This is a genomic window from Bacillus swezeyi (genome assembly GCF_030908325.1).
In the GTDB taxonomy this organism is placed as follows: domain Bacteria; phylum Bacillota; class Bacilli; order Bacillales; family Bacillaceae; genus Bacillus; species Bacillus swezeyi.
Map to the genome: position 1 here is coordinate 1,636,525 of NZ_CP133085.1, position 26,060 is coordinate 1,662,584.

The 26,060-nt window shown below is 44.5% G+C and carries 27 protein-coding genes and 3 riboswitches; of the genes, 18 read left to right on the plus strand and 9 right to left on the minus strand.

All coding sequences use genetic code 11. The features are described from left to right. Window positions 1-611 precede the first annotated feature (611 nt). Window positions 612-2,258: a diguanylate cyclase domain-containing protein gene (locus tag RBH91_RS08115; protein ID WP_307894112.1), complete on the minus strand. Its 1,647-nt coding sequence runs from the start codon at window positions 2,256-2,258 to the stop codon at window positions 612-614. A 291-nt stretch (window positions 2,259-2,549) separates the two neighbouring features. Between RBH91_RS08115 and RBH91_RS08120 the strand changes: the two genes are divergently transcribed. The 4 genes from RBH91_RS08120 to RBH91_RS08135 all read left to right on the plus strand — a co-directional run bounded on the left by RBH91_RS08120 (window position 2,550) and on the right by RBH91_RS08135 (window position 6,338). Continuing rightward, window positions 2,550-3,191 carry a DedA family protein gene (locus tag RBH91_RS08120; protein WP_307894113.1) on the plus strand — a complete coding sequence of 214 codons (642 nt, stop codon included), beginning with the start codon at window positions 2,550-2,552 and terminating at the stop codon, window positions 3,189-3,191. Window positions 3,192-3,238: 47 nt separating this feature from the next. Further along, window positions 3,239-3,411, plus strand: a riboswitch (yybP-ykoY riboswitch). 50 nt (window positions 3,412-3,461) lie between these two features. Further along, window positions 3,462-4,229, plus strand: a complete 768-nt coding sequence (locus RBH91_RS08125; RefSeq protein ID WP_076764100.1) for a TerC family protein — start codon at window positions 3,462-3,464, stop codon at window positions 4,227-4,229. A 277-nt stretch (window positions 4,230-4,506) separates the two neighbouring features. Further along, window positions 4,507-5,262, plus strand: a complete 756-nt coding sequence (gene sigI, locus RBH91_RS08130) for an RNA polymerase sigma factor SigI (RefSeq protein ID WP_076764103.1) — start codon at window positions 4,507-4,509, stop codon at window positions 5,260-5,262. Next, window positions 5,259-6,338, plus strand: a complete 1,080-nt coding sequence (locus RBH91_RS08135) for an anti-sigma factor domain-containing protein (RefSeq protein WP_307894114.1) — start codon at window positions 5,259-5,261, stop codon at window positions 6,336-6,338. Before sigI ends, RBH91_RS08135 begins: the two co-directional genes overlap by 4 nt. Before the next feature lie 12 nt (window positions 6,339-6,350). On the opposite strand, the gene RBH91_RS08140 is transcribed toward RBH91_RS08135, so the two are convergent. Both RBH91_RS08140 and RBH91_RS08145 read right to left on the minus strand, forming a co-directional pair. Then, the gene (locus RBH91_RS08140; protein ID WP_076764108.1) at window positions 6,351-6,548 is read right to left on the minus strand and encodes an alpha/beta-type small acid-soluble spore protein; all 198 of its coding nucleotides are present in this window, start codon (window positions 6,546-6,548) and stop codon (window positions 6,351-6,353) included. Between the two features lie 137 nt (window positions 6,549-6,685). Next, window positions 6,686-7,405 (minus strand): DUF1836 domain-containing protein, encoded by a 720-nt coding sequence (locus RBH91_RS08145; RefSeq protein ID WP_307894115.1) that lies wholly within the window; start codon window positions 7,403-7,405, stop codon window positions 6,686-6,688. Window positions 7,406-7,546: 141 nt separating this feature from the next. Between RBH91_RS08145 and htpX the strand changes: the two genes are divergently transcribed. From htpX to RBH91_RS08170, 5 genes are all read left to right on the plus strand, one after another. Further along, window positions 7,547-8,440 (plus strand): protease HtpX, encoded by an 894-nt coding sequence (htpX, locus tag RBH91_RS08150; protein ID WP_076763677.1) that lies wholly within the window; start codon window positions 7,547-7,549, stop codon window positions 8,438-8,440. Between the two features lie 157 nt (window positions 8,441-8,597). Further along, a complete protein-coding gene (locus RBH91_RS08155; protein ID WP_307894116.1) occupies window positions 8,598-9,947 on the plus strand; it encodes a TrkH family potassium uptake protein in 1,350 nt (449 codons plus the stop codon). A gap of 112 nt (window positions 9,948-10,059) precedes the next feature. Then, window positions 10,060-12,063, plus strand: a complete 2,004-nt coding sequence (locus RBH91_RS08160) for a penicillin-binding transpeptidase domain-containing protein (RefSeq protein ID WP_307894117.1) — start codon at window positions 10,060-10,062, stop codon at window positions 12,061-12,063. 102 nt (window positions 12,064-12,165) lie between these two features. Next, on the plus strand, window positions 12,166-12,327 hold the full coding sequence (locus RBH91_RS08165) for a protein YkzP (RefSeq protein ID WP_164470268.1): 162 nt from the start codon (window positions 12,166-12,168) through the stop codon (window positions 12,325-12,327). After that, window positions 12,324-12,509 carry a hypothetical protein gene (locus RBH91_RS08170; RefSeq protein ID WP_307894118.1) on the plus strand — a complete coding sequence of 62 codons (186 nt, stop codon included), beginning with the start codon at window positions 12,324-12,326 and terminating at the stop codon, window positions 12,507-12,509. Before RBH91_RS08165 ends, RBH91_RS08170 begins: the two co-directional genes overlap by 4 nt. Before the next feature lie 63 nt (window positions 12,510-12,572). Here RBH91_RS08170 and RBH91_RS08175 read toward each other — a convergent pair whose 3' ends face one another. Continuing rightward, a complete protein-coding gene (locus RBH91_RS08175; RefSeq protein ID WP_076797434.1) occupies window positions 12,573-13,598 on the minus strand; it encodes an acyltransferase family protein in 1,026 nt (341 codons plus the stop codon). 320 nt (window positions 13,599-13,918) lie between these two features. Between RBH91_RS08175 and RBH91_RS08180 the strand changes: the two genes are divergently transcribed. The 3 genes from RBH91_RS08180 (at window position 13,919) to RBH91_RS08190 (ending at window position 16,832) form a co-directional block, all read left to right on the plus strand. Then, window positions 13,919-16,123 (plus strand): PAS domain S-box protein, encoded by a 2,205-nt coding sequence (locus tag RBH91_RS08180; protein ID WP_307894119.1) that lies wholly within the window; start codon window positions 13,919-13,921, stop codon window positions 16,121-16,123. Between the two features lie 7 nt (window positions 16,124-16,130). Further along, window positions 16,131-16,628 carry a methylated-DNA--[protein]-cysteine S-methyltransferase gene (locus RBH91_RS08185; protein WP_307894120.1) on the plus strand — a complete coding sequence of 166 codons (498 nt, stop codon included), beginning with the start codon at window positions 16,131-16,133 and terminating at the stop codon, window positions 16,626-16,628. Between the two features lie 90 nt (window positions 16,629-16,718). Further along, window positions 16,719-16,832, plus strand: coding sequence for a hypothetical protein (locus RBH91_RS08190; RefSeq protein WP_223831590.1), 114 nt, complete (start codon window positions 16,719-16,721; stop codon window positions 16,830-16,832). Window positions 16,833-16,839: 7 nt separating this feature from the next. Here RBH91_RS08190 and mtnA read toward each other — a convergent pair whose 3' ends face one another. The 3 genes from mtnA to RBH91_RS08205 form a co-directional block, all read right to left on the minus strand. Beyond that, complete coding sequence (gene mtnA, locus RBH91_RS08195; protein ID WP_307894121.1) at window positions 16,840-17,901, minus strand: S-methyl-5-thioribose-1-phosphate isomerase; 1,062 nt, start codon at window positions 17,899-17,901, stop codon at window positions 16,840-16,842. Between the two features lie 5 nt (window positions 17,902-17,906). Further along, a complete protein-coding gene (gene mtnK / locus RBH91_RS08200; protein WP_307894122.1) occupies window positions 17,907-19,100 on the minus strand; it encodes an S-methyl-5-thioribose kinase in 1,194 nt (397 codons plus the stop codon). An 82-nt stretch (window positions 19,101-19,182) separates the two neighbouring features. Then, a riboswitch (SAM riboswitch) is annotated at window positions 19,183-19,326 on the minus strand. A gap of 82 nt (window positions 19,327-19,408) precedes the next feature. Then, on the minus strand, window positions 19,409-20,188 hold the full coding sequence (locus RBH91_RS08205) for a carbon-nitrogen family hydrolase (protein WP_307894123.1): 780 nt from the start codon (window positions 20,186-20,188) through the stop codon (window positions 19,409-19,411). 94 nt (window positions 20,189-20,282) lie between these two features. Here RBH91_RS08205 and RBH91_RS08210 point away from each other — a divergent pair, with 94 nt between their 5' ends. The 5 genes from RBH91_RS08210 to RBH91_RS08230 all read left to right on the plus strand — a co-directional run bounded on the left by RBH91_RS08210 (window position 20,283) and on the right by RBH91_RS08230 (window position 24,766). Next, entirely contained in the window at window positions 20,283-21,473 is a 1,191-nt protein-coding gene (locus RBH91_RS08210) for a pyridoxal phosphate-dependent aminotransferase (protein WP_307894124.1), read from the plus strand. Window positions 21,474-21,522: 49 nt separating this feature from the next. Continuing rightward, window positions 21,523-21,622: riboswitch (SAM riboswitch) on the plus strand. Window positions 21,623-21,708: 86 nt separating this feature from the next. Next, on the plus strand, window positions 21,709-22,926 hold the full coding sequence (gene mtnW, locus RBH91_RS08215; RefSeq protein ID WP_307894125.1) for a 2,3-diketo-5-methylthiopentyl-1-phosphate enolase: 1,218 nt from the start codon (window positions 21,709-21,711) through the stop codon (window positions 22,924-22,926). Next, window positions 22,923-23,591, plus strand: a complete 669-nt coding sequence (gene mtnX, locus RBH91_RS08220; RefSeq protein ID WP_307894126.1) for a 2-hydroxy-3-keto-5-methylthiopentenyl-1-phosphate phosphatase — start codon at window positions 22,923-22,925, stop codon at window positions 23,589-23,591. Before mtnW ends, mtnX begins: the two co-directional genes overlap by 4 nt. Continuing rightward, window positions 23,582-24,208 carry a methylthioribulose 1-phosphate dehydratase gene (locus RBH91_RS08225; protein WP_307894127.1) on the plus strand — a complete coding sequence of 209 codons (627 nt, stop codon included), beginning with the start codon at window positions 23,582-23,584 and terminating at the stop codon, window positions 24,206-24,208. Before mtnX ends, RBH91_RS08225 begins: the two co-directional genes overlap by 10 nt. An 18-nt stretch (window positions 24,209-24,226) precedes the next feature. Beyond that, window positions 24,227-24,766, plus strand: a complete 540-nt coding sequence (locus tag RBH91_RS08230) for a 1,2-dihydroxy-3-keto-5-methylthiopentene dioxygenase (RefSeq protein WP_307894128.1) — start codon at window positions 24,227-24,229, stop codon at window positions 24,764-24,766. A gap of 27 nt (window positions 24,767-24,793) precedes the next feature. Here the strand turns inward: RBH91_RS08230 and fosB are convergent, their stop codons facing one another. Together fosB and RBH91_RS08240 are read right to left on the minus strand one after the other, a co-directional pair. After that, the gene (gene fosB, locus RBH91_RS08235) at window positions 24,794-25,246 is read right to left on the minus strand and encodes a metallothiol transferase FosB (RefSeq protein WP_307894129.1); all 453 of its coding nucleotides are present in this window, start codon (window positions 25,244-25,246) and stop codon (window positions 24,794-24,796) included. Continuing rightward, entirely contained in the window at window positions 25,243-25,566 is a 324-nt protein-coding gene (locus RBH91_RS08240; RefSeq protein WP_307894130.1) for a YkvA family protein, read from the minus strand. The genes fosB and RBH91_RS08240 overlap by 4 nt, the downstream gene beginning before the upstream one ends. Window positions 25,567-25,768: 202 nt before the next feature. Between RBH91_RS08240 and RBH91_RS08245 the strand changes: the two genes are divergently transcribed. Then, window positions 25,769-26,014, plus strand: coding sequence for an aspartyl-phosphate phosphatase Spo0E family protein (locus RBH91_RS08245; RefSeq protein ID WP_076763795.1), 246 nt, complete (start codon window positions 25,769-25,771; stop codon window positions 26,012-26,014). Window positions 26,015-26,060: the final 46 nt, after the last annotated feature.

Here is a 26,060-nt window from a genome sequence, read left to right on the forward strand (position 1 = left end):
TTTTGCACATTCTTCCTGTATGGCGGTTTCTACTCCTTAGCTGCAATATTCAATGAAAGCCCGCAGCCCAAGGATATGATCGCGCTGCGATTTGTTCAGACTTTGAATCGGTATGAATCTCTTTTAATGAAGGATTGGTCAATTTTAGTTCTTTTCAAGAATGCTTATTGAATCGCTGCCTGCTCCAAAATGATCGACACGGATGCCGATGCCGAGCTGATGCAAAAATTCAAGCTTGCCAGCCGGGCAGTTCAAATGGTCCATGAGAATATTCTCCGTCACTGCGGCCGCAATCGCCCGGGCGGGAGCCGGTATTTTTTAAGGCTGTTTTCAAAAGCTGTGATCGATCGTTCTGTCTGAAACAGCTGGGGGAAAGGGTTGACAGAGATGATTATCGGCCTGCCGCTGTAGCCTGGCGGCAGGCTGTGTCAATCAGCCAGTCGCCAATTCCGATCATAAGCCAGGATCTGCGGTCAAGCCGATGAATTCTTCTGCTTAGAGAAGTGTTCCGTCAGGCGTTTTCAGCCGGATCAGCGCTTCGGCACCCGTCATTTTTTTCGGAAGAGCAGCTGATCTGCGGTAAAATAAGCGTTATTGAACAGGACTTCTCTTCAGTCGGTTTCATCTTTTAAAGAAAGCTCGCTCTGTTTGCCGATTGAAGAAGAAAAATATTGATATCTGCTTCTATTTTTATCTTTTGCAGCGTACATGGCCATATCAGCTTTTTTCATGAGTTCTTCGCCGTCAGTTCCATCGGCTGGAGAGACCGCGATTCCGATGCTGACAGATGTTTTAAGGCGATGATCTTTAATGCGAAATACAGATTCAAACTGCCTGATCAATTGCTCGGACAGCTCATCAATCTGATATGCCGGTGTAATGATAATAAATTCATCACCGCCCAAACGAGCAATAAACCCTTGATCAGGCACACATTTCGCCAGCCGTTTGGAAGCCTCTATCAAAAGCCGATCTCCGATGTTATGGCCAAGGGCATCATTAAAGATTTTGAAACGATTGAGATCTAAAAATAAAACAGCTGTACCTGAATGCTTGTCATTCAGCACATTTGCCAAATGCTCGACTGCATATCTTCTGTTCGGCAGATCTGTCAATGCGTCATAATGCGCCATTCTGCGAATTTTCCGTTCTGCTTCACGCTGCTTCGTCATATCTTTGCAGATGACATATATACTGTCCAGCTCCTGTCTGACATAAACCGGTATGAGCGTCAGATTCAAGTCGAACCGTACATTTGATGCCGTGATTTGGGTATCGCGGTTGATTGCTTTTTTTTCGCTTTTGACCTGAAGGAACCAGCTGAGAAGTTTTTCGTGATCTTCTTGGCACAAGACAGAGGAAAACTGCATTGGTTCAATTCGCATTTGATTTAGGAGGCTGTATCCCGAAGAATTAGCGAAAAGCATGTCCCCTTCAAGGGAGAAAACATAGATTGGATCAATATTATGCTTGATCAGGGACTGAAACCGTTCTTCATTATCTTTGACTTTTTCGGCTTGAATGAGCAAGCGTTTGTCGGTAAAGGCTCCCAAAATCATGAGACCTTGGAGCATAAGGGTGATCAGCACGATGACGATGCCGAGCTCAACGGTATCCATTTCTGGATGGCCGGCATCCCGGCTGCCATTCTTATATAATGTTGCTGCTGCCATTCCCGTATAGTGCATTCCAGAAATGGCGCCGCCCATTAAAAACGCGCTGCCGATTTTTATGGATAGTATCCGGGATGAACCGGTTTTTTTCGCGAGCACAAACGACAGCTTCAAGGCGGCGAAGGATGCTGTAATGGCAATCGCGAAAGACGCGCCGTAAAGAACGGGGTTGTAAACGATTGATATGGATTCCATCGCCTCCATGCCGATAAAATGCATGGAGGCGATGGCGCTGCCCATAGCAAAAGAACCGGCCAAAAGCCTCCGGTTGGAAAGGCTCTGCCTGTTTACGATATAAAAGGAAATGAGTGATCCGCTAAAAGCGGCGATGATCGACAGCAAGACGAATGCTAAATCGTATGTCATTTCCGCCGCCGTGTGAAATGACATCATGCCGATAAAATGCATGGACCAAATGCCAAGGCCCATTGTCAGTGAGCCTGTGAACAGCCATCCTTTGTTTTTCCATCCTTTTGTGTGAACGACCCGTTCGGATAGGTCGAGGGCCGTGTAAGCTGCCAAAACCGCAGTGATATAGGATAATATAATCAGCCATTTATTATATTCGCCAATAACTTCTGTCACTTTTTTCTCCGCCTTTTTACTGAGGATGTCGAATTTAAATCATATGTACTTTGCTGTTAAAGGCTTGACTGCCGTGCAACGAACCATTTGATGAAAAAGCGGCAATAGCGCTGAAAAATAGCGGTATAGTTTGTGAATTATACTACATATCATGATATTCGCCAATGAGCAATGTTCTCCTGCTGTTTTTTAAGAAGGGCCTTTACCGTTTTTCTCTTCAATTTTCTCGAAATGTGTTAAAATTATTTTTGTACGTTCTTTAGAACTTGAAATTATCAATCGTTAAAGGTTGTGATCGATATCGAAGCGTTTATTTTATCAATGGCAGAGGCGTTTAAAAGTCTCTCGTATTTTGGCATTTTTCTCGCGCTATGTATAGAATTCGTGCCGGCTGAAATCGTTCTTCCGCTTGCGGGGTACTGGGTGTATCAAGGTGACATGTCCCTTTTGGGAGTCGTCGCGGCGGGTTCTGTGGGCGGTGTTGTCGGACCGCTGACGCTTTATTGGCTGGGCAGATATGGGGGGCGGCCGTTTTTAGAACGGTACGGCAAGTATTTTTTTCTCAAGCCTGAAGCGCTTGAGAAGTCGGACCGCTTTTTTGAAAAACATGGCGGTTTTGTTGCGTTCAGCGGCCGGTTTATCCCAGGAATCAGAACGCTGATTTCGATTCCCTGCGGGATCGCAAAGATGAATGTGTGGGTATTTTGCATTTATACATTTCTGGCCATTACACCGATTACGTTTGTTTACGTCTATTTAGGCTTTTACCTCGGTGAAAATTGGAGCGCGGTCGGAAGCCTTCTGGACAGGTACCTTCTTCCGATCGGGATCGGAATTGTCGTCTTGTTTGTTTTGTATCTCTTTCTGAAAAACAGGCGAAGCAAGATGAAAGCGCAAAGCGTTTCGTCCTTTTTAAATAAAAATAAGGATTGACAGCTGACGGCCCGGAGGTTAATATTATCTTATAATTCAATATTTTCTTTTATCCCAAAGGGGAGTAGCGTCCGGATTTACATCCGGAAACAAAGTCGTCAGTTCATGGATTTTCATCCATCGGCTTTGTTGGCATGTTTTAATCAATGATAACCATGTCTAGCAAGACCTTTGCCTAATGTTGGCAGAGGTCTTTTTTGCTTTCTGAAAATACCCTGCCGCATTAGCGGGAATAAGAGAAAGAGACAATCACATAGGAGGAGTTATAAAATGGATGCAGCATTGTTACTTGAATATGGTTGGGTTCTTCTCATTTTAGTCGGGCTGGAAGGCATTTTGGCTGCGGACAATGCACTCGTCATGGCGGTCATGGTTAAACACTTGCCTGAGAAAGAAAGAAAAAAAGCGCTCTTCTACGGATTGGCCGGCGCGTTTGTGATGAGGTTCGGAGCCCTGTTTGCGATCTCTTTCCTTGTCAACGTCTGGCAGGTACAAGCGATTGGAGCGCTCTATCTGCTTTACATTTCAATCCATCATATTTTAAAAACCCATGTTCTGAAAAAAGACGAAAAAGTCAAAGAAACAAAGAAAAGCGGTTTTTGGCCGACTGTTATTAAAGTGGAATTGGCGGATATCGCCTTTGCGGTTGACTCCATTTTAGCAGCTGTGGCGCTTGCTGTTACACTCCCTGCGACAAACATGCCGCAGATCGGAGGGATTGACGGCGGTCAGTTTCTGGTCATCTTAGCCGGCGGCATCATTGGCCTTATTATTATGCGTTTTGCTGCAAGTGCTTTTGTGAATTTGCTGAAGAAACGTCCGAGCCTGGAAACAGCGGCTTTCATCATTGTCGGCTGGGTCGGTGTCAAACTGACGCTCTACACGCTTGCACACCCGCAAATTCATATCGTATCTGAACATTTTATTCATTCAGGCACATGGAAGTTCATCTTCTGGGCGGTGCTGATTGCCATCGCACTCGGCGGATGGTTCATGACAAATCCGAAAAAACAAGAAAAAGGGGCTGCGCAAGAATAGGGCCCACCCAAGCTGCCGGCGTTGCCGGCGGTTTTTTTATGCGGACATTTGCCGGCTTTTGTCGATATAAAACGAAATAACATTTCATTTTAATAACAGAGATGTTACAAAAACAGCAGGAAAACCCCCTTAATCATCAGGGAAACAACGAATTGTTCTAGAAGATAAAACAAATCAATGTCATAATTGAAAAATTAGAAATGAATTCCTTGTTTTCTCCTTTGCGAATCCCTATCAAATTAGCTATCATAAATGAGTAGTATAGGGAGGAACTGAGGTGAAACCAGTGCTTAGCCTTTTGTTTAAGACAGGAAAAAAGAAACCGACATTAGAAGAGTCTGTAATCAGCATACAAAAAGGAAATCAGCAGTTGCAAAACGAGCTTATAGAGCAATATAAGCCTTTTGTGGCTAAAACGGTTTCATCTGTGTGCAAACGATATATTGATGAAAAAGATGACGAATTCAGCATCGGCTTGATTGCGTTTAATGAAGCCATTGAAAAATATTCTTCCGAAAAAGGAAATTCTCTGCTTGCATTTGCAGAACTGATTATTAAACGCAAAGTGATTGACTATATAAGAAAAGAAGCAAGAAACGCCCAAAATATCAATATGGATTTACAAGAAGGGGAAGAGCAGGAATCATCTCAAAGCATGATTGAAGCGGAACTTTCCATTCACGAATTCAACCGCCAGCTTGAACAGGAACAGAGGCGGGAGGAGATTTTCCATTTTAAAGACAGTCTGAAAAGCTTCGGCCTATCTTTTTCTGATTTGCTGGAGCATTCTCCTAAGCATATAGACGCCAGGCAAAATGCCATTAAGGTGGCGTATACGCTTGTCGAACATGAAGAATTAAAAGAAATTCTCTTTCAAAAGAAGCAGCTGCCTGTGAAACAGCTTGAGAAACTAGTGGCTGTAAGCAGAAAGACGGTAGAGAGAAACCGCAAATATATCATCGCTATGGTCATTATTATAACGGGTGATTATGTATACCTTAAAGATTATCTAAAAGGGGTGCTCAACTCATGAGAAGAGGGATTATTGTAGAAAAAAATAAAAAATTCGTCACATTGCTTACCCCTGACGGACAATTTTTAAAAACCAAAAACACAGAGGAAGATTATGAAATCGGTCAGGAGATTGCCTTTCCTGCGGAGACCAGAATGGCAAGAAGGCGCGCGGGTTTTTTTGATCTGCTTTCGCTCCGTCCGCTGAAAGCCGGCGTAATTTCAATCGCAGCGATCATGCTGTTCGCTTTTATGATCATTCCTGATGTTTTTAACAACAAAGCATATGCTTATATGACGATAGACATCAATCCCAGCTTTGAATTGACGCTCAACAAAAATTGCGAAGTCGTCGATTTGGTTCCGCTGAATCAGGATGGAAAAGACTTGCTGGACAGTATAGAAAATTGGGAGAATTCAGACATTAAAGAAGTGATCAGCGAAATCGTGGAAGACAGCGACAAGCAAGGGTATGTCAAAAATTCAAAAGAAGTTTTGATTGCTACGGTTTATGAAAATAACGACGATGATACATATAAATCAACGGTAAAAAGTGAAATTGATGATGTAAAGAAAAGGTATGAAAAACGGGATTACAAATTGAAATCGGTGGAATCAGACATGGATACGCGTGCAAAGGCGCAGAAGGAAGGAATGTCAACAGGCCGTTATATCCGCACGCATGAAAATGAATTGGAAGATCAAACCCCGGATGATGAAAAAGAAGATAACAAAGACGATCAAAATGAAGACACAGAAGAGGATCAAAAAGAAAAGGCTGTAAAAGAAGAAGATCAGCCGCAAGAAAATACGGATAACGAAGAATCCGATACAAAAGATCAGCCAAACGGCGATCAATCTTCAAATCAAGATCAGATGGAATCTGATCAGGATACTAAGCAAGAAGAGGAGACAACGACCCCCAAAAATCAAAACCCTCAAGAAAAAAATGAAAATGACAAGGAAAGTCAGCAGACCGATGAAGGGAAACAAAGCGGTTCCGATGCCGAACATCAAAAAAAATCTCCTTTTCAAAAGGAGAAAAAGCCATCTGAACACTTAAATCAAGAATATCCGCCGAGCAGTCCCGGCGAATAATTCAGAATCCATCTATTTGTCAGTCTGTCCATTCATCTGTGCTTGTGCCTGCTGTACAAGACGTTTTGTCATTTCCCCGCCTACAGATCCATTCGAGCGAGCGACTGAATCTGATCCGAGCTGGACGCCGAATTCTTGAGCAATTTCGAGTTTGAATTGGTCTAATGCCTGCTCAGCCCCAGGAACAACCAGTTTGTTTGTTCTTGTCATGTATTCTCAACTCCTTTTTCTCTAATGTACTGCTTGTTTAGTTTGAAATGGACAGAAGATTTTTATGCTGGCAATTGTTGAAGCTCGTATAAAGAGCGCCCGGCTTAATATAAGCCGGGCGTGTCATAAAACGAAAATTATTTCATGTCATATTTGCTGAATACGTTATCGATCATAGCCTGAGCCGTTGTCTGTATATGCGAGGCGATAACGGACAGCACAGTGACAGCTGTGATGTCTCTTGCTTTTTTCCATTCAGGATCGGCAAGCTCTTTATAAAATGTCCGAAGCTGTTCGGTCTGCTCAATGACGATCGTTTCCAGCGCCGATTCTTTGAGCGTATAATCTTTGATCCGATATACATGATCAAGCACCTGTGCATAACCTTCATAAAAACGGAGCGGGCTGACAACGTCGTCAGAACGGTCTGTTATCGTATTAAATACCGTTTTTAAAATAGGGCGAATCGTTTCAAAGTCATAAACCGATTTTAAATCTCGTACAATAAGAAGGATAACGGCTTGGTCAATGGAATATTTTTTGCCGAGCTCCGGATGCCCCATCAAATCTTTAATATCGCGTTTGATCCAATTTTGGATGGCCGTTGACTTTAAAGAAGTCAGTTCGCATAAATTGCCGAGCTCAACAATTTCATTTGTGGAAAGTCCATGTTCCGTTTTTTGTTTTTTTCGTTCATACCGGCTGATGAATTCGGGAATGTCGAGATCGTTTTCCGCTTCATTGCTCGACACATTGGCTGATCTCAGCAGGATTGTCAGCGGACTGATATCAAGCTGTCCTTTTAAAGCATACATCAGTTCGGCCATTTCCAGGCGAGTCAGTTTAAAAGGTTTCATATTACACCTCGTTATGCATTGAAAATGAAATAGCAAATATTATAAACTATATCTTACGGCTTATCACTTGCATTTTCAAATCAATGACTTATAATTTTATTATATGAGTTCATTTGATCTTATTATAACATGGAGGTTATTATGGGAAAAAGAATCCTTCTCTTTCTTTTATCGAACATCTTAGTCATTACGACCATCGGAATTGTCTTGTCGATTATCGGTTCTTTAACGGGCGTCGGGACGTATTTCACCTCTGACGGCGGCATCAATATAGGAGCGCTTCTCGTCTTCAGTGCGGTTGTCGGTTTTGTCGGCTCCTTTATGTCGCTCTTGATGTCAAGATGGATGGCAAAAATGGCGATGGGCGTTCAGGTGCTGAACCCGGAGAAACAAACGCTCAGCTATGAAGAACAGCAATTGGTTGACCGCGTTCATAAATTGTCGCGTGCTGCCGGTCTCACGAAAATGCCTGAAGTCGGGATTTACAATTCCCGTGAAGTGAACGCATTTGCGACAGGGCCGTCGAAAAAACGCTCACTGGTCGCAGTCTCTACCGGTCTTCTCCAGGAGATGGATGATGCTGCTGTTGAAGGCGTGCTTGCCCATGAAGTGGCACATATCGCAAACGGAGATATGGTCACGATGACATTGCTCCAGGGAATTGTCAATACATTTGTCGTTTTCTTCGCACGCATTGCCGCTTGGGCGGTTTCACGGGTTGTCCGCGAAGAGCTGGCCCCGATCGTTCATTTTATTGCGGTTATTGTTTTCCAAATCGTATTCTCCATCCTTGGCAGCCTTGTCGTTTTCGCATATTCGCGGCACCGCGAATATCATGCTGACAGAGGCGGAGCAGACCTTGCCGGCAAGGATAAGATGATTCACGCACTCCGTTCTCTTGAGCAGTATACGTCAAGAATCAAAGAAGAGCAGGCTTCTGTCGCGACATTAAAAATCAACGGCAAAAAGCATACATCGCTTTTCTCTACACACCCTGATTTAAATGAAAGAATCCGTCGTCTTGAAGCTAAATAAAATGGTCGGAAACCCCCTATAAAAAGGGGGTTTATCTTTTTTAATTTAAAAATACAAAACCGCCTGTACATCAGAGGATGATTCCTTTAAAATGGAACACGTTATACAGAAGACGATGTTTGAAAGCTAGTGATAACTAAAAGAAGAAGGAACGATTATGAAGGTTTTACTAAAAAAGCTTTTGCGCGTGCTGTCGCCTGTGCAGCTGATTGCGCTCTATTATTTTTTGGCGGTTACAGTCTCCGTTATATTATTGAGTCTCCCCGTTGCACATCAAAAGGATGTGGAATGGTCTTTTATTGACGCTTTGTTTACTGCGGTAAGCGCTGTGAGCGTAACCGGCTTGACGGTTGTCGATACCGCAGATACATTCAGCACGGCTGGGATATGGATTTTGGCGTTCGTACTTCAGTTTGGCGGCATCGGCATTATGACCCTTGGAACCTTTGTCTGGCTCATTTTTGGAAAGCGGATCGGCTTGAAAGAGCGGCGCCTTATCATGACGGATCAAAACCAGACCAGTCTATCAGGTCTTGTCAAGATGATGAAGCATGTGCTCGGCCTGATTCTTTTGATCGAGCTATTTGGCGGGCTGATTCTCGGCACTTACTTTCTAAAGTATTTTGATTCAGCCGGTGAAGCCTTTATACACGGGTTTTTTACAAGCGTCAGTGCCACGACCAATGCCGGCTTTGATATTACGGGCAATTCGCTGATTCCGTTTCAGCACGATTATTTTGTCCAGTTTATGGTCATCATGCTGCTTATATTCGGAGCGATCGGTTTTCCGGTGCTGATCGAGGTGAAGGATTTTCTGCTCAGCGGAGAACGGAAATTCACCTTCAGCCTGTTCACCAAATTAACTTCAGTCACATTTTTCCTTTTGGTGATTGGAGGAGCGATTGCCATATTTGTCATGGAAGCCCGCTATGCTTTTTTAGGAAAATCGTGGCATGAGATTTTATTTTACTCTCTGTTCCAGTCGACAACGACACGGAGCGGCGGACTTGCCACAATGGACATCAGCCAGTTTACGCAAGCGACCATATTGTTTATGTGCCTGCTCATGTTTATCGGTGCGTCGCCAAGCTCTGTCGGAGGAGGGATCAGAACGACGACCTTTGCTTTAAATCTGCTGGCCTTGTTCCACTTTGCCAGAGGGAACAAGTCGGTGAAGATTTTTAAGAGAGAGCTGCACCAGGCCGATTTAATGAAATCTTTGATCGTGACGCTGATGGCCGTGATCCTCGTATTTTGTTCAACGCTCGTCCTCACCGCAACGGAAAAACATTCCTTGCTGGAGCTGCTGTTTGAAGTATGTTCAGCCTTTGGCACAACCGGATTATCCTTGGGCATTACTCCGGATTTGAGCACCGTCGGCAAAAGCGTCATTATTATTTTGATGTTTATCGGACGAATCGGTATTGTGACGCTGCTTTATTTAATCGGACGAAAAGAAATTGAAGCGAATTACCATTATCCAAAAGAAAGAGTTATTATCGGATAAGGAAGGCAGTCGAACAGGGCTGTCTTTTTTTTATGATCTTAAAGTCGCTCACTGTATTTATTTGTATGATATAATGCTTAAATGGCGGACTTGAAAAAAAGGGGGAAACATGATGAAAAAGAGAATCGTCCATTTGTTTATGGCCGCCGGATTTCTATTGCTCGCCGGAGCTTGTTCAAACGAACCGACGGCAAAAGAAAGCATGGATCAATATGTAGACAAATGGAACAAGCAAAACTTTGAAGAGATGTATGAGCAGCTTTCATCTAAAGCGCAAAAATCCATTTCTAAAGATGATTTCATCGAACGCAATACATCAATTTACGAACAGATCGGAGTTTCCGATTTGAAGGTTTCAGCCGTCGACGAGGATGAAGAAGGAAAAGACAAAGAGAAAAAAGATTCGGAAACGATACCATATAAAGTCAGTATGAACACTTTGGCCGGACCTGTCTCTTTTGAAGGAAAAGCAAAGCTTGTGAAAGAAGAAAAAGACGGTGAAACTTCTTGGAAGATCAACTGGAATCCGTCCTTCATTTTTTCTCAGCTAAAAGAAGGAGAAACAATCCGGATTACAGCGAGTGAGCCTGCCCGCGGCAACATTTACGACCGAAATGGAAAAGCGCTCGCCACAAATGCGACAGTGCCTGAAATCGGCGTTGTTCCGGGAGAGCTTGGAGATGATAAAGACGGTGTTTTGAAAAAGCTTGCAAACATGCTTGATATGGAGAAAAAAGATATTGAAAAACAGCTGTCTGCAGGCTGGGTGAAAGATGATTCATTTGTTCCTCTGAAAAAAGTGAAGCCGGAGAATACCGACCTTCTCAAAAAAGCGACTTCTTTACCAGGCGTTTTGAAACAAGACACACAATCAAGATACTATCCTTTTGGCGAGAAGGCCGCACATCTAACCGGATACATAAGGCCAATCACAGAAGAGGAATTAAAGCAGGATAAAGGAAGTTACAGTGAACATTCGCTGATGGGGATCGTCGGTCTTGAACATGTTTATGAAAAGCAGCTGAGGGGTGAAATCGGCTGGACGATTTCCGTACCTGAGTCAGGTGCAACGATCGCATCAAAGGATGCTAAAGACGGAACGGACATCCATACGACGATAGACATCAAAAAGCAGGAAGAGCTGTACAGCCAATTAAAAGATGATTCCGGCACGGCGGTGGCCCTTCAGCCGCAAACAGGGGAAACATTGGCGCTTGTCAGCGCACCTTCCTATGACCCGAATGGATTTTTGTTCGGCTGGAAAAAGGGAGAATGGGAAAAGCTGAACAAAGACAAAGAGGCGCCATTCACTTCTAAATTTAATAAAACGTATGCACCAGGATCAACCATCAAGCCGATAACCGCATCCATCGGCCTGAAAAACGGAGCGATTAAAACGGATGAGGCGAAAAAAATCGTCGGGAAAGAATGGCAGAAAGATTCGTCATGGGGCGGCTATAAAGTGACAAGGGTGTCCGATCAATTGAGCGAAGTCAACTTGGAAAACGCGCTGATCACATCAGACAACATCTTCTTCGCGCAGACCGCCCTTGATACCGGGAGCGACAAATTTACCGAAGGGCTGAAATCATTCGGCTTTGAAGAAAAGCTTGGTTATGAGTTTCCGACCAAGGCTTCCTCGATATCAAACGACGGGATTGACTCGGAGATCCTTCTGGCCGATTCTGGCTATGGCCAGGGACAGATGCTCATGTCTCCGATACACCTCGCCGCAAGCTATACGCCGTTTTTAAATAACGGGGATTTGATCAAGCCTTACCTCATCAAAAAGGATGGGGATGAGAAGGAAATCTGGCACAAAAACGTTGTCCCGGCCGACGGAGCAGAGACGATTACAAAAGGTCTCAGAGGCGTTGTTGAAGATCCGCGCGGCTCAGCATATAAACCGGTTGTCAAAGGTCTTTCAATCGCAGGCAAAACGGGAACTGCGGAGCTGAAAACCAAAAAAGACGAAAAAGGCAAAGAAAACGGCTGGTTCACAGCCTACGACTATAAAAACAAAGATCTTTTGATTACGATGATGATCCAGGATGTCTCAGACCGCGGAGGCAGCTCATACGTCGTCAATAAAGTCAAAAATGTCTTCAAAAAATAAGCGCCGTTTATCGGTGCTTATTTTTTTCCGGTAAATGGATGTGTGGTGTGTCTGTTTTAGGAAAGGATATCGAATGAAACGACAAATGAAAGGAATGTCATCATGAAAAGAAAAGTTGCCAGAAATGAAGCCGCTCTTAACAATAAGACACCTGCAGAAAGCATGCATGACCATCAATATATCACACAGTTTGATGCTGAAAACGGAGACAGGGGCGCCAACCGCAACTCGAAAAACGGCAAACAGGGAGAATCGCGGCAGTGAAAAAGCACCAGAAAAGCAGGGAGCGGCAAAATCATAAAAAACCGATGAACAAAAAAGTTCTCCAAGAGGAATTTTCAGGTGAACTCGGTGATGTTAATGCTTTTAAGTTTATTGATGTGATCGAGCAGAATAAAAAAAAGAAAAAAGCTAATGATCAAAAAGAAAATAAACAAAAAGACTAAAGAAAATCCCCTCCGCAGCGGATTCATGCTGTGAAGGGGATTTTTCTTGAGACAGAATGGACTTTATTTAAAATAGGCTTTATATAGGCTGCCTCTTTTGAGCCAGCGTATGAAGTTCGTAATCTTCAATTCGATGACCGGCTGGGCCACCGTTTTAACAAATCCGCTTGACAAGCAGAAGGTTAAGATTGCGGTTGCCGTCATCAAAAGGGTCAGGCTTTGATAATCAGCCAGCCATTCTTCTGCACCGGTTTTTCTGAATGTTTTAATGATAAAGCCGTGCAGTAAATAAACATAGAATGTCCTCGTTCCCCAAAGGGTAAAGAAATACTGCCTTTCAGGAACAAGCGCCAAGAACGCAAAGGTCGAGGCAAACGTTAAAACAAGAAGCGCTGCACGGTTCAGTCCGCTTTTCATCCCGACATCGCCAAACTCTGAATATGGTTTGGAACCAAACAGCCATGAATAGTCAAAATCAACGAAGAAATAGAAAACAAACGTTGCCATTAAAACCGCTAAAGCGACCTGTTTGCCTTTCCAGCCTTTCAGCATTTTAAAATGGTCTTTTTGCAAATAATAGCCTGCCAAAAAGACTGGGAAGAAGACAAAAGTCCGCGATAGGCTGAGCGTGTTGCTGACGGCATCGATATAACCGACAAGAACGGAGATGGCAAGACTTGCTGCAAACGCCCATTTTGCCGGAAACCTTGTAAATGGAAACAGCAGCAGATTCCAAAAAAACAAGCTCAATAAAAACCAAAGCGACCATTGCGGTTCAAGCGGATTTGCAGCAGACAGACTTTGATCATCTATAAAGGAATAGAAAACCGTATAAATTCCTTGGAAAATCAAATAAGGAACCATCAGTTTCCATGCGATTTTTTTGACATATCCCGGACGGTTGAACCCTTTTGCAAAGTAACCGGATATGAGGATAAATGCAGGCATGTGGAACGTATAGATAAATTTATATATATGAAGAAACACATCATTATCATTGATATAAGACCGGATTATATGTCCGAATACGACAAGGAAAATTAACAGGAATTTTGCATTGTCAAAATAGCTGTCACGAGAATTCGTCATAACATCACCCTTTTCTTTAAACTTGGCCGTCCAAAACTTGTGCGGTTTACATTAAAGAAGCGTTCAAACGCTGATGTTCTTTTCGAATGACGTCTTCCATCAGTCTTGCCTCACGTATTCAATTTTAAAATAGAAAGCGGGTCATTCTCTATGTATTAAGCCTCATTGTTAGGTTGATGTAATTGAAAAGTAAGGAACTTTTTGATCGTCATCTTTCTGTAAAATGGGCGGAAATCTTGTAAAAGTTTGAAACATATGAAGGAAGATTTGCCGGTTTGTAGAATTATTGGGGGATAGGTTTTCAAGAAGGAGTGTAACAAATGGAGGAAACTCTTGATTTGAAAGAATCCTTGAATCTGCAAAACCAGCTGAAACAATTAAGGAAAGAAAATGAAAAGCTAAAAGCGGATTTGCATCAGTATGAACTGATGTTTAACGGGACGCTTGACGCTATTTTTATTTTAGATCAGCAGATGAAAATTGTTCAGGCGAACGATGCAGCCTGCAATATCCTGCAAAGCCACAAAAAGAATTTGCTGAACCGCTCGGCGCTCGATTTTCTGCACGCAATTCCGCCTGATGAAGTAAACCAAAACATTCACCGGTTTTTAGAACGGGGATATACGAAAAAAGAAGTCGCGATCAGGCTGGATAACGGCTCTGTCAAATACATAGAGTTCACCGCCAGCAAAGGGATAGGAGAAGATTGTTTCTTTGTGGTCATGAGGGATATTTCATCAAAAAAAATACTGGAACGCGAACGCACCATCAATGAAAAGCTTTTTAAAGATCTGTTTCACAGGGCGGTTGAAGGGATCGTCATTTTTGATAAACAAGGCTGTTTTATCGATGCAAACCAGTCTTTTTGCCAAAGCTTCGAGATCAAGAAAGACGAGCTTTCCAAGTTGAAGCTGTCGCAGTTCGTACCCTCTGAAAACAGCAGCAGGCTCGATAAAATTTGGAGCGCTCTTTTTAGAAGAGGGAAGGCGAAAGGAGAGCTCCCGGTGCGGCTTAGATCGGGAGAAAACAGGCTGTTTGAGCTGACGATCACATCGAATATTTTAAACGGTTTTTATATGTCCATTATGAGGGACATCACTGAGAAAAGATCGATGGAGAAGCAGCTTTTTAAAAGTGAAGAGCGCTTTCGGGAAGTGTTTGAAAATGCGATGGACGCTATTGTTCTGATGGGCACCGACGGACGGGTCGTAAAGGCCAACCAGACGGCCTGCAAAATCTTTGAACTGCCGATGGACAAGCTTTTAAACAAAAAAATAACCGATTTTATTGATAAAAATGATAAACGGTATCAATTCATTCGAAAGCAGTACAGCGAAAAGGGGGAAATTAGAGAAGAGCTGCTTTTCCGCATGGGCAACGGGCAATATAAAGAACTTGAGTTTACTGCAAAGCGCATCATGTTTGACAGCCAGCATTTAACCATCTTAAGAAATGTCAGCGACCGAAAACGGATGGAGAAAGAACTAAGGGAAAGCGAACTGAAATTCAGAAAAGTATTCAACGGATCGATGGATGGGATTGTTTTGTTCAATAATCAATATGAGATTATTGATGCGAATCCTCTGGCCGGAAAGATACTCAGCCTTCCCCTTGAACAGTTGAAAACATCCAACCTTCTTGACGTCATCTCCGCTTACAGAATAGAAAATGCGGCCTCCCTTGCAGCAGCCATTTCCTTTGAAGAAATGGACAATGACATTCCGTTTCTATTAACTGATCAAAAACGAATTTTGGAGTTTTCGTTCAAGCGAAACATCATTCAAAATATGAATTTGGCTATGCTCAGAGATGTGACGGAACGCAAGGAGCTGGAAGAGCGCCTGCGCAAATCGGACACGCTCCATGTCGTAGGAGAGCTTGCGGCGGGAATCGCCCACGAAATCCGCAATCCAATGACCGCCTTGAAAGGGTTTATCCAATTGCTGAAAGGCAGTATAAAGGAGGATCACACGCTCTATTTTAATGTGATCACATCGGAATTAAAAAGGATTGAATCGATTATTACGGAGTTTCTGATTCTCGCGAAGCCCCAGGCGATCATGTATGAAGAAAAAAATGTCGTTAAAATCATGCAGGATACAATGGATCTTCTGCATGCACAAGCCAACTTGGACAATGTGCAGATGCACCTCAGCTGCCGCGGCCAGATTCCGCTGATTTATTGTGAGCCGAATCAGCTCAAACAGGTCTTCATCAACGTTTTAAAAAACGCGATCGAAGTGATGCCTGACGGCGGCAATGTGTATGTGTCAATCAAACCGAAAGGCAGCGATCATATCGTCGTATCCCTGACTGATGAAGGAATCGGCATGACGGAAGACAAATTGAAGCGGCTTGGAGAGCCTTTTTATACCACAAAAGAACGGGGCACTGGACTTGGCCTTATGGTCAGCTATAAAATTATTGAAGAGCACAAAGGGAAAATTGAGGTTGAAAGTGAGGCCGGGAAAGGCACGACTTTTCATCTGACGCTCCCAATCAGACAACAGCAGGAGGAGGCTTAATCACATCGTGAGTTTTTATATTGAGGTGACCTCGCCATTTGGACGAGCATATATCGTCGAGCAAAACGAGCACATTACACATGTGCTTTTCGGTAAAGAAGAATTGGAGATATTGAAAGAAAAAGATTCAGGGCTCAAGCTGATGGAGACGGCATTATTGCAAGATGCAAAGCGGCAGCTTGAAGAATACTTCAGAGGTGAGCGCAGAGCATTCAAGCTCCCGATGCACCAAGAGGGGACGGCATTCCAGCAGAATGTGTGGGAAGCGCTGCTGTCCATTCCTTACGGTGAATCGCGGAGCTATTTAGATATCGCCTGTGCGATCGGAAATCCTAAAGCGGTTCGGGCAATCGGCCAGGCGAACAAAAAAAACGCGCTTCCGATTTTGATTCCGTGCCACCGTGTCATCGGAAAAAACAATACGCTGACAGGGTATGCAGGAAATGAAACAGATAAAAAAGCGGTGCTGCTTGAGATTGAAAATATTCCTTATAAAGGAAAATAATAAAAGCGCACTGTTTCTTTTTTTTCACCAGCGACATATAATTTTATTAAGTTAAAAATGTTGGTCTTGGTAAAAAAGGAGGACGAAGCGATGAAATCAAGCCGCCCGCAAAAAATAGCCGGCTACACCGAATTGTTCGTCAAACTGCATGTCCTGACAGCAGAACAAAAAAAAGACATCATGAAATGGATTAAAATCCGCTAAAGCGTCCTTATAAAACGGCTTTAGCGGAAAAAAGCGCTTCAATTTCTTCCTCAAATCTGTCTGTTATAATCCCTTTCTCTGTAATGATTCCTGAGATCAGATGATTCGGGGTGATGTCAAAAGCGGGATTGAACACAGGCACTCCTTTCGGCGCAATTTGAGTCCCTGCGATCTGCCTGACTTCATCTGGATCGCGCTCTTCAATCGGAATGTCGTCACCGGATGAAATCGAGATGTCAAAAGTGGACAGGGGAGCAGCAATAAAAAACGGAATTTGAAAGGATTTGGCTAATATCGCCAACCCGTAGGTTCCGATTTTATTGGCTGTATCTCCGTTTTTTGCGATCCGGTCTGCTCCGACAATGACAGCGGAAATATTTTTTTCTTTCATCGTATGAGCGGACATGCTGTCGGTGATGAGCGTGACGTCGATTCCGCCCTGCATGAGCTCCCATGCCGTCAGGCGCGCACCCTGGAGTACAGGTCTTGTTTCACAGGCGTAAATATGAAGGTCAAGATCTTTTGTTTTGGCCAGATAAAACGGGGACAGCGCTGTGCCATATCGGCTTGTCGCGATCGAACCGGCATTGCAGATCGTCATGATGTTATCACCCGATTTAAACAGCTGCAAAGCATTTTGTCCGATCTGCCGGCATGTTTCCTCATCTTCAATCTGAATCTGAATCGCTTCATGGATGAGATCGGTTTTTGCTTCATTCACTGATCTTGCACCTTCTGCACAGTTCACCAGCCGGCTGAGAGCCCAGGATAAATTGACGGCCGTCGGTCTTGCCTGATTTAATTCATCCTTGAGCTTTCTGAGTTCCCGCTGGAATTCTAACACGTCTGCCGTATCGATGTTTTGGGCACAAAGGGCGAGGCCAAACGCGGCTGTGATCCCGATGGCCGGCGCCCCGCGCACTTTTAAAGTTTGAATGGCATCATAGATGTCTTCCATCGTTGTTAAATGGAGATATTCCGTCTTTTCGGGAAGTTTTTGCTGATTTAAGATTTTAACCGATGTTTCTTCCCACTCCACAGAGCGGGGCACCGCAAATTGTTTTGGCATTTTATTCACTCCTTCAGCTGGTTCTGAAACGCTTCAATGATATCTTTCGGCGTCCGGAAATCGCTGCGTTTTTCGATTAATTCTGCGCCTATGTTAAGGGCGAGCTTTTTTTGACTGATCCTCCGCTCAAATGGAACGATGGCATCAAGGTCGGCGACATGGGCAAGGCCGATCGTCCGGCGGATCATTTCACAGCCGGCAAAGCCTGCGGCGTCTTCGAATGTTTTTTTCAGGACGGCTTCAAGTTCTCCAGGTGTGCTTTTGTAGTGATCAAGACAGTCCTTTTCCCATGCTTCGCTGAATGTGCGGCTGAATGTGTTCCAAACGGTTTCGACATGGCTGTATAAAGGCGCGCGTCTGTTTTCTTCGCGGGCCAGTGCATTCAACAGCAGATTGGCGATAAACTGGCCGATATCAAAACCGATCGGGCCGAAAAAAGCAAATTCGGGGTCGATGATTTTCGTTACGCTTTCACCGGCGAAAATGCTGCCTGTATGCAAATCGCCATGAATGAGCGTTTCAGCCGAAGTTGAAAACTGCTTTTTTAATTTTTCCGCTTCAAGTTTTAAAGCCTCATTGCTCCACATTTTTTCTGCCTCATCACGCAGCTCTTCTTCAAATTCATTTGTTTCATGGTCAAAGAACGGGTCCGTAAAAACAAGGTTTTCCGTAATATCGCATAAATCCGGGTTTGTAAATTGCTTCACAAGCCGCTCTTTTATTTTTGGGTCCAATGCATAATCAGAGGAATAGAACAGCGTTTTTCCGAGAAATTCTCCGATATCCTCAGACAGGTGCGGATAGTCGTTTCCTTCGAGCAGTCCCTTTCTCGCGATTTGCAGGCGGGATAGATCCTCCAGCACGGTTACGGCTAGCTCTGTGTCTGAATAATAAACCTTTGGCACAAGATGCGGTGCGTGTTCAGCCTGACGGATCAATGCGCTGCTTTCGATTCTCGCCCTGTCCAGTGACAGCGGCCAGCTTTCACCGACGACTTTCGCATAAGGTAAGGCCTGCTTGATGATCAAGCCTTTCTGTTGCCCCTGATCATAAACATGGAAGACAAGATTGAGATTCCCATCTCCGATCTCACGGCACGTCAATGTGCTGCTGCTCGAAAAAAGTCCGAGGCGGACCGCGAGTGCGGCCGCTGAGCTTTCTGTTAAAATTTCGTATGAAGCGGTTTTCGTTACGGTCATATGTGATTCCTCCCAAAGTCGTTAACAAAAGTAAAAAGCCTCTTTCTCAGTGAGAGAAAGAGGCTAATCATCATATCCGCCTCTCTTATCTCTCAGAATGTGATCTGATGGAATTAGCACCGTGCCCTAGCAGCGCAAAATTGCTCGCGCCCCATTTCACAATGGTATTACGGTCGGTTGCTGTTGGGGTCATAAGGCCAGTCCTTCACCCAACTCTCGATAAGAGAAATCAATATAAAATTTTGAAATTTCAGTTCGATCAGTTGCTGAAAATGTTACCAGTATCACGGTTTTCTTGTCAATACTTTTTAATATAAATCTTTGCGGATGTCCTCAAAAACCGGAATTTGTCCTCTCGCTTGATCAATGTCATTCAGATCAATCTCAGCTTTGACAACCGTTTCTTCATGTCCGGCTTCTGCGAGTACATGCCCGAGCGGATCTATGATCATGCTGTGGCCGGCAAATTCGTTTGCAGGGTCTTTTCCTGAACAGTTGCAAGCTGCGACAAAGCATTGATTTTCAATGGCTCTGGCTATTAAAAGGCTTCGCCAATGATCGAGCCTCGGCCGGGGCCATTCCGCCGATACGAAGATGATGCCCGCTCCTTTTGAAGTGTGCTTCCTGATCCATTCCGGAAAACGGATGTCATAGCAGATAAATCCCGCAGCTCGTGCACCTTCAATCTCAAAACTGCCGTCAGCCGAACCGGAAGATAAATAGAGATGCTCATCCATCAGCTGAAAAAGGTGTGCTTTGCTGTATTCTTTGATCAGGTTTCCGTTTTTGTCTGCGATGTACATGGTGTTGTATACACCATTCTTTTTTTTAACGGCGACTGAACCGCACACAATATGGACATTGTTCGCTTTCGCCGTTTTCTGAAGCCATGTCTTGGTTTGTTTTCCGTCTTCGTCGCCGATTGTATCAAGGTTTTTTAAATCATAACCCGTCGTCCAAAGTTCGGGGAGAACAAGGATATCCGCATGGCTGCTTTCCGCTTCAATCAGCCGTTCTGCTTTTTTGAAGTTTTCTGAAGGGTTGCCGTAAGATATATTGAATTGCAGGCAGGAAATCGTCCGTTTCACTCTGGGTCACCTCATTTTTTACTTTACATTTTACCTTTAACAATATATGATGATGGACTATCATTTCAAGAATTTTTCAAAGCGGGTGAAAAAAATGAAATTTGAGCTTTCAAATGTGCTAAAAGAGCTGCCGGAGCAATTTTTTGCTTCCTTGGTCAAAAAGGTGAATGCAAAAATCGCAGCCGGCCATGATGTGATCAACCTCGGTCAGGGAAATCCCGATCAGCCGACACCGGACCATATTGTCGAAGCGATGGCAGAAGCCGTGCGCAACCCCGAAAATCATCAATATTCCGCTTTTCGCGGGAGCCGTTCGCTGAAAGAGGCGGCAGCCGAATTTTATAAAAGAGAGTATGGCGTTTCTGTCGATCCTGAACGGGAAGTCGCCGTATTGTTTGGAGGAAAAGCGGGTCTCGTAGAGCTGCCGCAATGTCTGTTAAACCCGGGTGATGCCGTGCTTGTTCCTGACCCGGGATATCCCGATTATTGGTCAGGTGTTGAGCTGGCAAAAGCCGTCATGGAAACGATGCCGCTCACAAAGGACAATCACTTTCTGCCCGACTTCAGCGTGATTCCGGCAGATGTAAAAGAAAAAGCGAAGCTGATGTACTTGAACTATCCGAACAACCCGACGGGAGCCCAGGCTACATCTGCTTTTTTTGCAGAAACCGTCCAATTCGCCAAAGACAACGGCATTTGCATCGTACATGATTTTGCCTACGGGGCGATCGGCTATGACGGCCAAAAGCCGGTCAGCTTTCTTGAAACAGAAGGCGCAAAGGAAGTCGGAATCGAAATTTATACACTTTCTAAAACGTACAATATGGCGGGGTGGAGAGTCGGCTTTGCTGTGGGCAATGCCTCTGTGATCGAAGCGTTGAATCTTTACCAGGATCATATGTATGTCAGCCTTTTTAAAGCGGTGCAGGACGCCGCAGCGGCCGCTCTGCTTTCAGATCAAAGCTGCGTAAAAGAGCAAAATGAGCGGTATGAAAAAAGGCGGGACGTCTGGATCAAGGCTGTACGCGATATCGGTTGGGACGCCGCTGCCCCGGAAGGCTCTTTTTTCGCATGGATGCCTGCCCCGGAAGGCTATACATCAGAGGAATTTTCAGATTTGCTTCTGGAAAAAGCCAATGTCGTTACAGCGCCGGGGATTGGATTCGGCCAATATGGCGAAGGCTATGTGCGAGTCGGCCTGCTCACCAGTGAAGAGCGCTTGCAGGAAGCGGCGAACCGGATCGGCAGGCTGAATATTTTTAAGAAGACCGGAGTCTGTCATTGACAACGGGGGAAAACGATGGGATAATTCAAAATAATTTATAAAATCAATATTCTTATCAAGAGCAGGCAGAGGGACGAGCCCGATGAAGCCCGGCAACCGACTTTTAAAGCACGGTGCTAAATCTTGCAGCTGGCGCTGAGAGATAAGGATTCGAATCGCAGAAACGAAACCTCTTTTTAGCACAGATGCAAAAAGAGGTTTTTTTATATGCATGCAAACAGGAAGGAGCTTAAGAATGAGTGAACTTAAGGCAACATATGTCCTGACAGATCCCGGAGCTCATCCAGAAAAGCGGGCTGAACAGATTGCACTCGGCCTGACGGTGGGGTCTTGGACGGATTTGCCGCAGCTGAAGCAGGAGCAATTAAAAAAGCATAAAGGACGCGTCGTCCGGGTTGAAGAAACAGAAGGCGATTTGGGAGAAAAACAGGCAGTGGTCACCATTGCCTATCCAGAAGCCAATTTCACCAGCGATATTCCGGCCGTCTTGACGACCGTTTTTGGAAAGCTGTCACTTGACGGAAAAGTCAAATTGGCAGATTTGGCATTTTCCAAAACGTTTAAACAATCACTGCCAGGTCCGGCATACGGGGTGTACGGCATTCGCAAAAAAATCGGCGAATTTGAAAGGCCGCTATTGATGAGCATTTTCAAAGGCGTTATCGGCCGCAGTATGGAAGATTTGAAGGAACAGCTGAGACAGCAGGCGCTCGGCGGGGTGGACTTGATCAAGGATGACGAAATCTTGTTTGAAACCGGCAGTGCCCCTTTCGAAAAACGAATCATCGAAGGCAAAAAAGTGCTTCAGAACACCTATGAAGAAACCGGCCATAGAACGCTTTACGCCGTTAATTTGACGGGAAGGACGCTGGAGCTGAAAGGCAAAGCGAAAAAGGCCGCTGAGCTAGGTGCCGATGTTTTGCTGTTTAATGTATTTGCCTACGGGCTGGATGTCCTCCAAAGCCTTGCAGAAGACGACGAAATACCGCTGCCGATTATGGCTCATCCGGCCGTCAGCGGTGCACTTACTTCTTCACCGTATTACGGTTTTTCCCATTCACTTTTGCTGGGCAAGCTGAATCGTTATCTAGGGGCTGATTTCAGCCTGTTTCCTTCTCCGTATGGAAGCGTCGCCCTCGCGAAGCGGGAAACGCTCGCCATTCATGATGAATGCACGAAAGAGGATGTCTTTAAACCGTCTTTCGCCGTACCGTCGGCGGGCATTCATCCCGGCATGGTCCCGCTCTTGATGAAAGACTTTGGCATTGACCATATCATTAATGCGGGCGGCGGCATTCACGGCCATCCAAACGGAGCCGCAGGCGGAGGAAGGGCGTTTAGAGCGATCATCGAAGCCGTTCTTGAAGCCGAGCCTGTCGAAGAAAAAGCAAAACGCTCCCCTGATTTAAGACTCGCCCTTGAAAAATGGGGGAAGGCCGAGGTTTCTGTATGAGAAAGCCGCTGATCATCTGCGATTTTGACGGGACGATTACAACAAATGACAACATCATCAGCATCATGAAAAAGTTTGCTCCGAAAGAGTGGCTCGCTTTAAAAGACGGCGTTCTCTCCAAGGAACTGCCGATCAAGGAAGGAGTCGGGGGCATGTTTGGGCTTTTGCCGAGCAGTCTCAAGGATGAGATGACGGCATATGTACTCGAGCAAGCGAAGATCCGTGATGGGTTTAAAGAATTTGTTTCCTTCCTGGATGATCACGGGCTCCCATTTTACGTCATCAGCGGGGGTATGGATTTTTTTGTTTACCCTTTGCTGGAAGGGATTGTGGAAAAAAATCGCATCTATTGCAATCAGGCTGATTTTCAAGGTGACAGCATCTTGATCAAATGGCCGCATCTGTGCGATGACAAATGCGAAAATGAATGCGGCTGCTGCAAGCCTTCGATCATCCGCAAGCTTCAGGGAGAGGGAGACTTCCTCGTGATGATCGGGGATTCTGTTACAGATGTTGAAGCAGCCAAATGTTCTGATTTGTGCATAGCCCGTGATTATTTGCTGAAGGAATGTGAAGATCTGCATTTGCATCATGTTGCGTTTGAGGATTTTTACGATGTGAAACGTACACTTGAAGAGACCTTGGAGGTGAAGGAATGGTTGTGAAGCAAAAGCGCTGGCAGGAGCTGGCCGAAGTAAAAAGGGAACTTGCGGCAAGAGATTGGTTTCCTGCAACCAGCGGCAACCTTTCGATCAAAGTATCGGATGAACCGCTGCGCTTCCTGGTCACAGCAAGCGGGAAAGATAAACGAAAAGAGACGAATGAGGATTTTTTGCTGGCCGATGAAGAAGGCAGGCCCGCAGAAAGCGGCCATTCCCTTAAGCCGTCAGCAGAAACGCTGCTTCATGCGTATGTCTATCAAAAAACAAATGCGGGCTGCTGTCTCCATGTGCATACCGTTGACAATAACGTGATCTCAGAGCTATATGCAAGAGAGAAACAAATCACATTTAAAGGCCAGGAAATCATCAAGGCTCTCGGATATTGGGAGGAAAACGCGGAAATCACCATCCCGATTATCGAAAATACCGCCCATATTCCAGATTTGGCGGCTGAGTTCGCCGCCCGTCTGTCAGGCGATTCGGGGGCTGTCTTGATCCGGAGCCACGGCATTACGGTCTGGGGAAGAACGGCGTTTGAAGCAAAGCGGGTGCTTGAAGCTTATGAATTTTTGTTCAGCTGGCATGTAAAGCTAAAAGCGTTCAGGCCAGAGTACGTCTAAAAAAGGAGGAAAAGAGGCATGGCAACGATCCGTATTCATGATGAACAAAACACAACCATCGAGCAGCATGAAGAGGTGGAACAATTTCTTGAGCAGCAGAAGGTTATTTATGAAAAGTGGGATATCACAAAACTGCCTGCTGGTTTAAGAGAAAAATATGAATTGACAGACGAAGAAAAACAGGAGATTTTAGATGTTTTCGCAGCGGAAATTAAAGACATCTCAGAGCGCCGCGGTTATAAAGCGCAGGATGTCATCTCGCTCTCTGATCAACATCCTAAATTGGATGAACTGCTGAAAAATTTTAAACAGGAGCATCATCATACAGATGATGAAGTAAGGTTTATCGTCAGCGGCCACGGCATCTTTGCGATTGAAGGGAAGGACGGCACATTTTTTGACGTTCTGCTGAATCCGGGAGATTTGATCTCTGTTCCGGAAAATACCCGTCATTATTTCACACTTCAGGAAGACCGGAAAGTCGTAGCCGTCAGGATTTTCGTCACGACTGAAGGATGGGTGCCGATATATGAGAAGGAACATGCTCAACAGTCATAAAAAAAAGCGTCTCAAGGGACGCTTTTTTTACTTGTTTTTTTCATGCAATGCTTGGATATGGCCCTCATGAAATGACAGATGGGGCTTTTCTTGTTGATAGTATTCGAGCCGGTCGAAAACAGAACCCGTGTGGAGCTCGAATTTATGTCCGTCAGGATCGGAAAAATAGATCGAATCTTTATCACCTTTATGACGTTTTCTTCCTGTTAGCACATTCACGCCTAAATCTCTTAATTTCTTCTCCCAATCAAGCAAATCTTCCTGATTGATGGAAAAGGCTATGTGTGTGTAAGAATCGTGAATCTCAGTCCGCTTCAAATCCTTTTCTTCGTTCAATGCAAGCCAGATCCCATTCAGGTCAAAATAAGCAGTTTTCTCTGCTTTTACGAGCCATTTGGCATCAAACACTTTTTCATAGAATGAAATAGAGGCTTCAAGATCAGAGACTGAAAACAGCAGATGATTAAGACCTTGAATCATTTGACATCATCCGCCCCGTCCGTTTGCAATGCTTCAAAACCAGCCAGTTCTTTCGCGATTTGCCTGAATAGAAAGGCGAGCACAGCAGCATCATCCAGCCAGCCCGCTCCTGCGAGAACATCCGGTATCACATCAATGGGAGACAGTACATAGATAAAGGCCAGAGCGGCCAGTAAAATCGTTTTTTTAGGGAAAAGCGGGTAGTTTCCTTTTCTCCACGCTTTACATGCGCTGAAAAACAATTTGAGGCTGGAGAACGCTTCTCTGACAGCGAATAATGTCCTCAGTCTTAAAGCCGGCTTTCTTATGTTTTTTCTCATCAAAAGACCTCCTGTAAAAGGAAAATGCTTTCCAGTGTTTATCTTATTTTATCCTTGGGTATAATTCAACAAATCTATTATACTGATTTCGAAATATTTTTTTGAAAAATAGGTTTACAAAATAAGTATAATCTGTAATAATGCTCAAGTACGCAAAATCTGGGTGATTCACGAAACTTTAACGCGGTAAGGGGTGAAGCGTATGCAAAGATATTTAGAGAAAGAAGCGCTGCTGGTCTCCATCAACGAAAAGCGGCAAATGATGGTTGAAGCTGCTGAAGTCTATGGATATACAGGGGATGAGACGATTAAGCAGAGCCAGGAATTGGATCAATTAATTTATCAATATCAAAAATTGTCGATGAATGATCATTATACACCAGACAAGCCGCTGCATGATTTTTTAGATGGCATCGACTGTCTGATTGTTGAAAAATATACAGCATAATGCTGATGAATCAAAAAAGAGCTGCCGTTAAACGGAATGCCAGCTC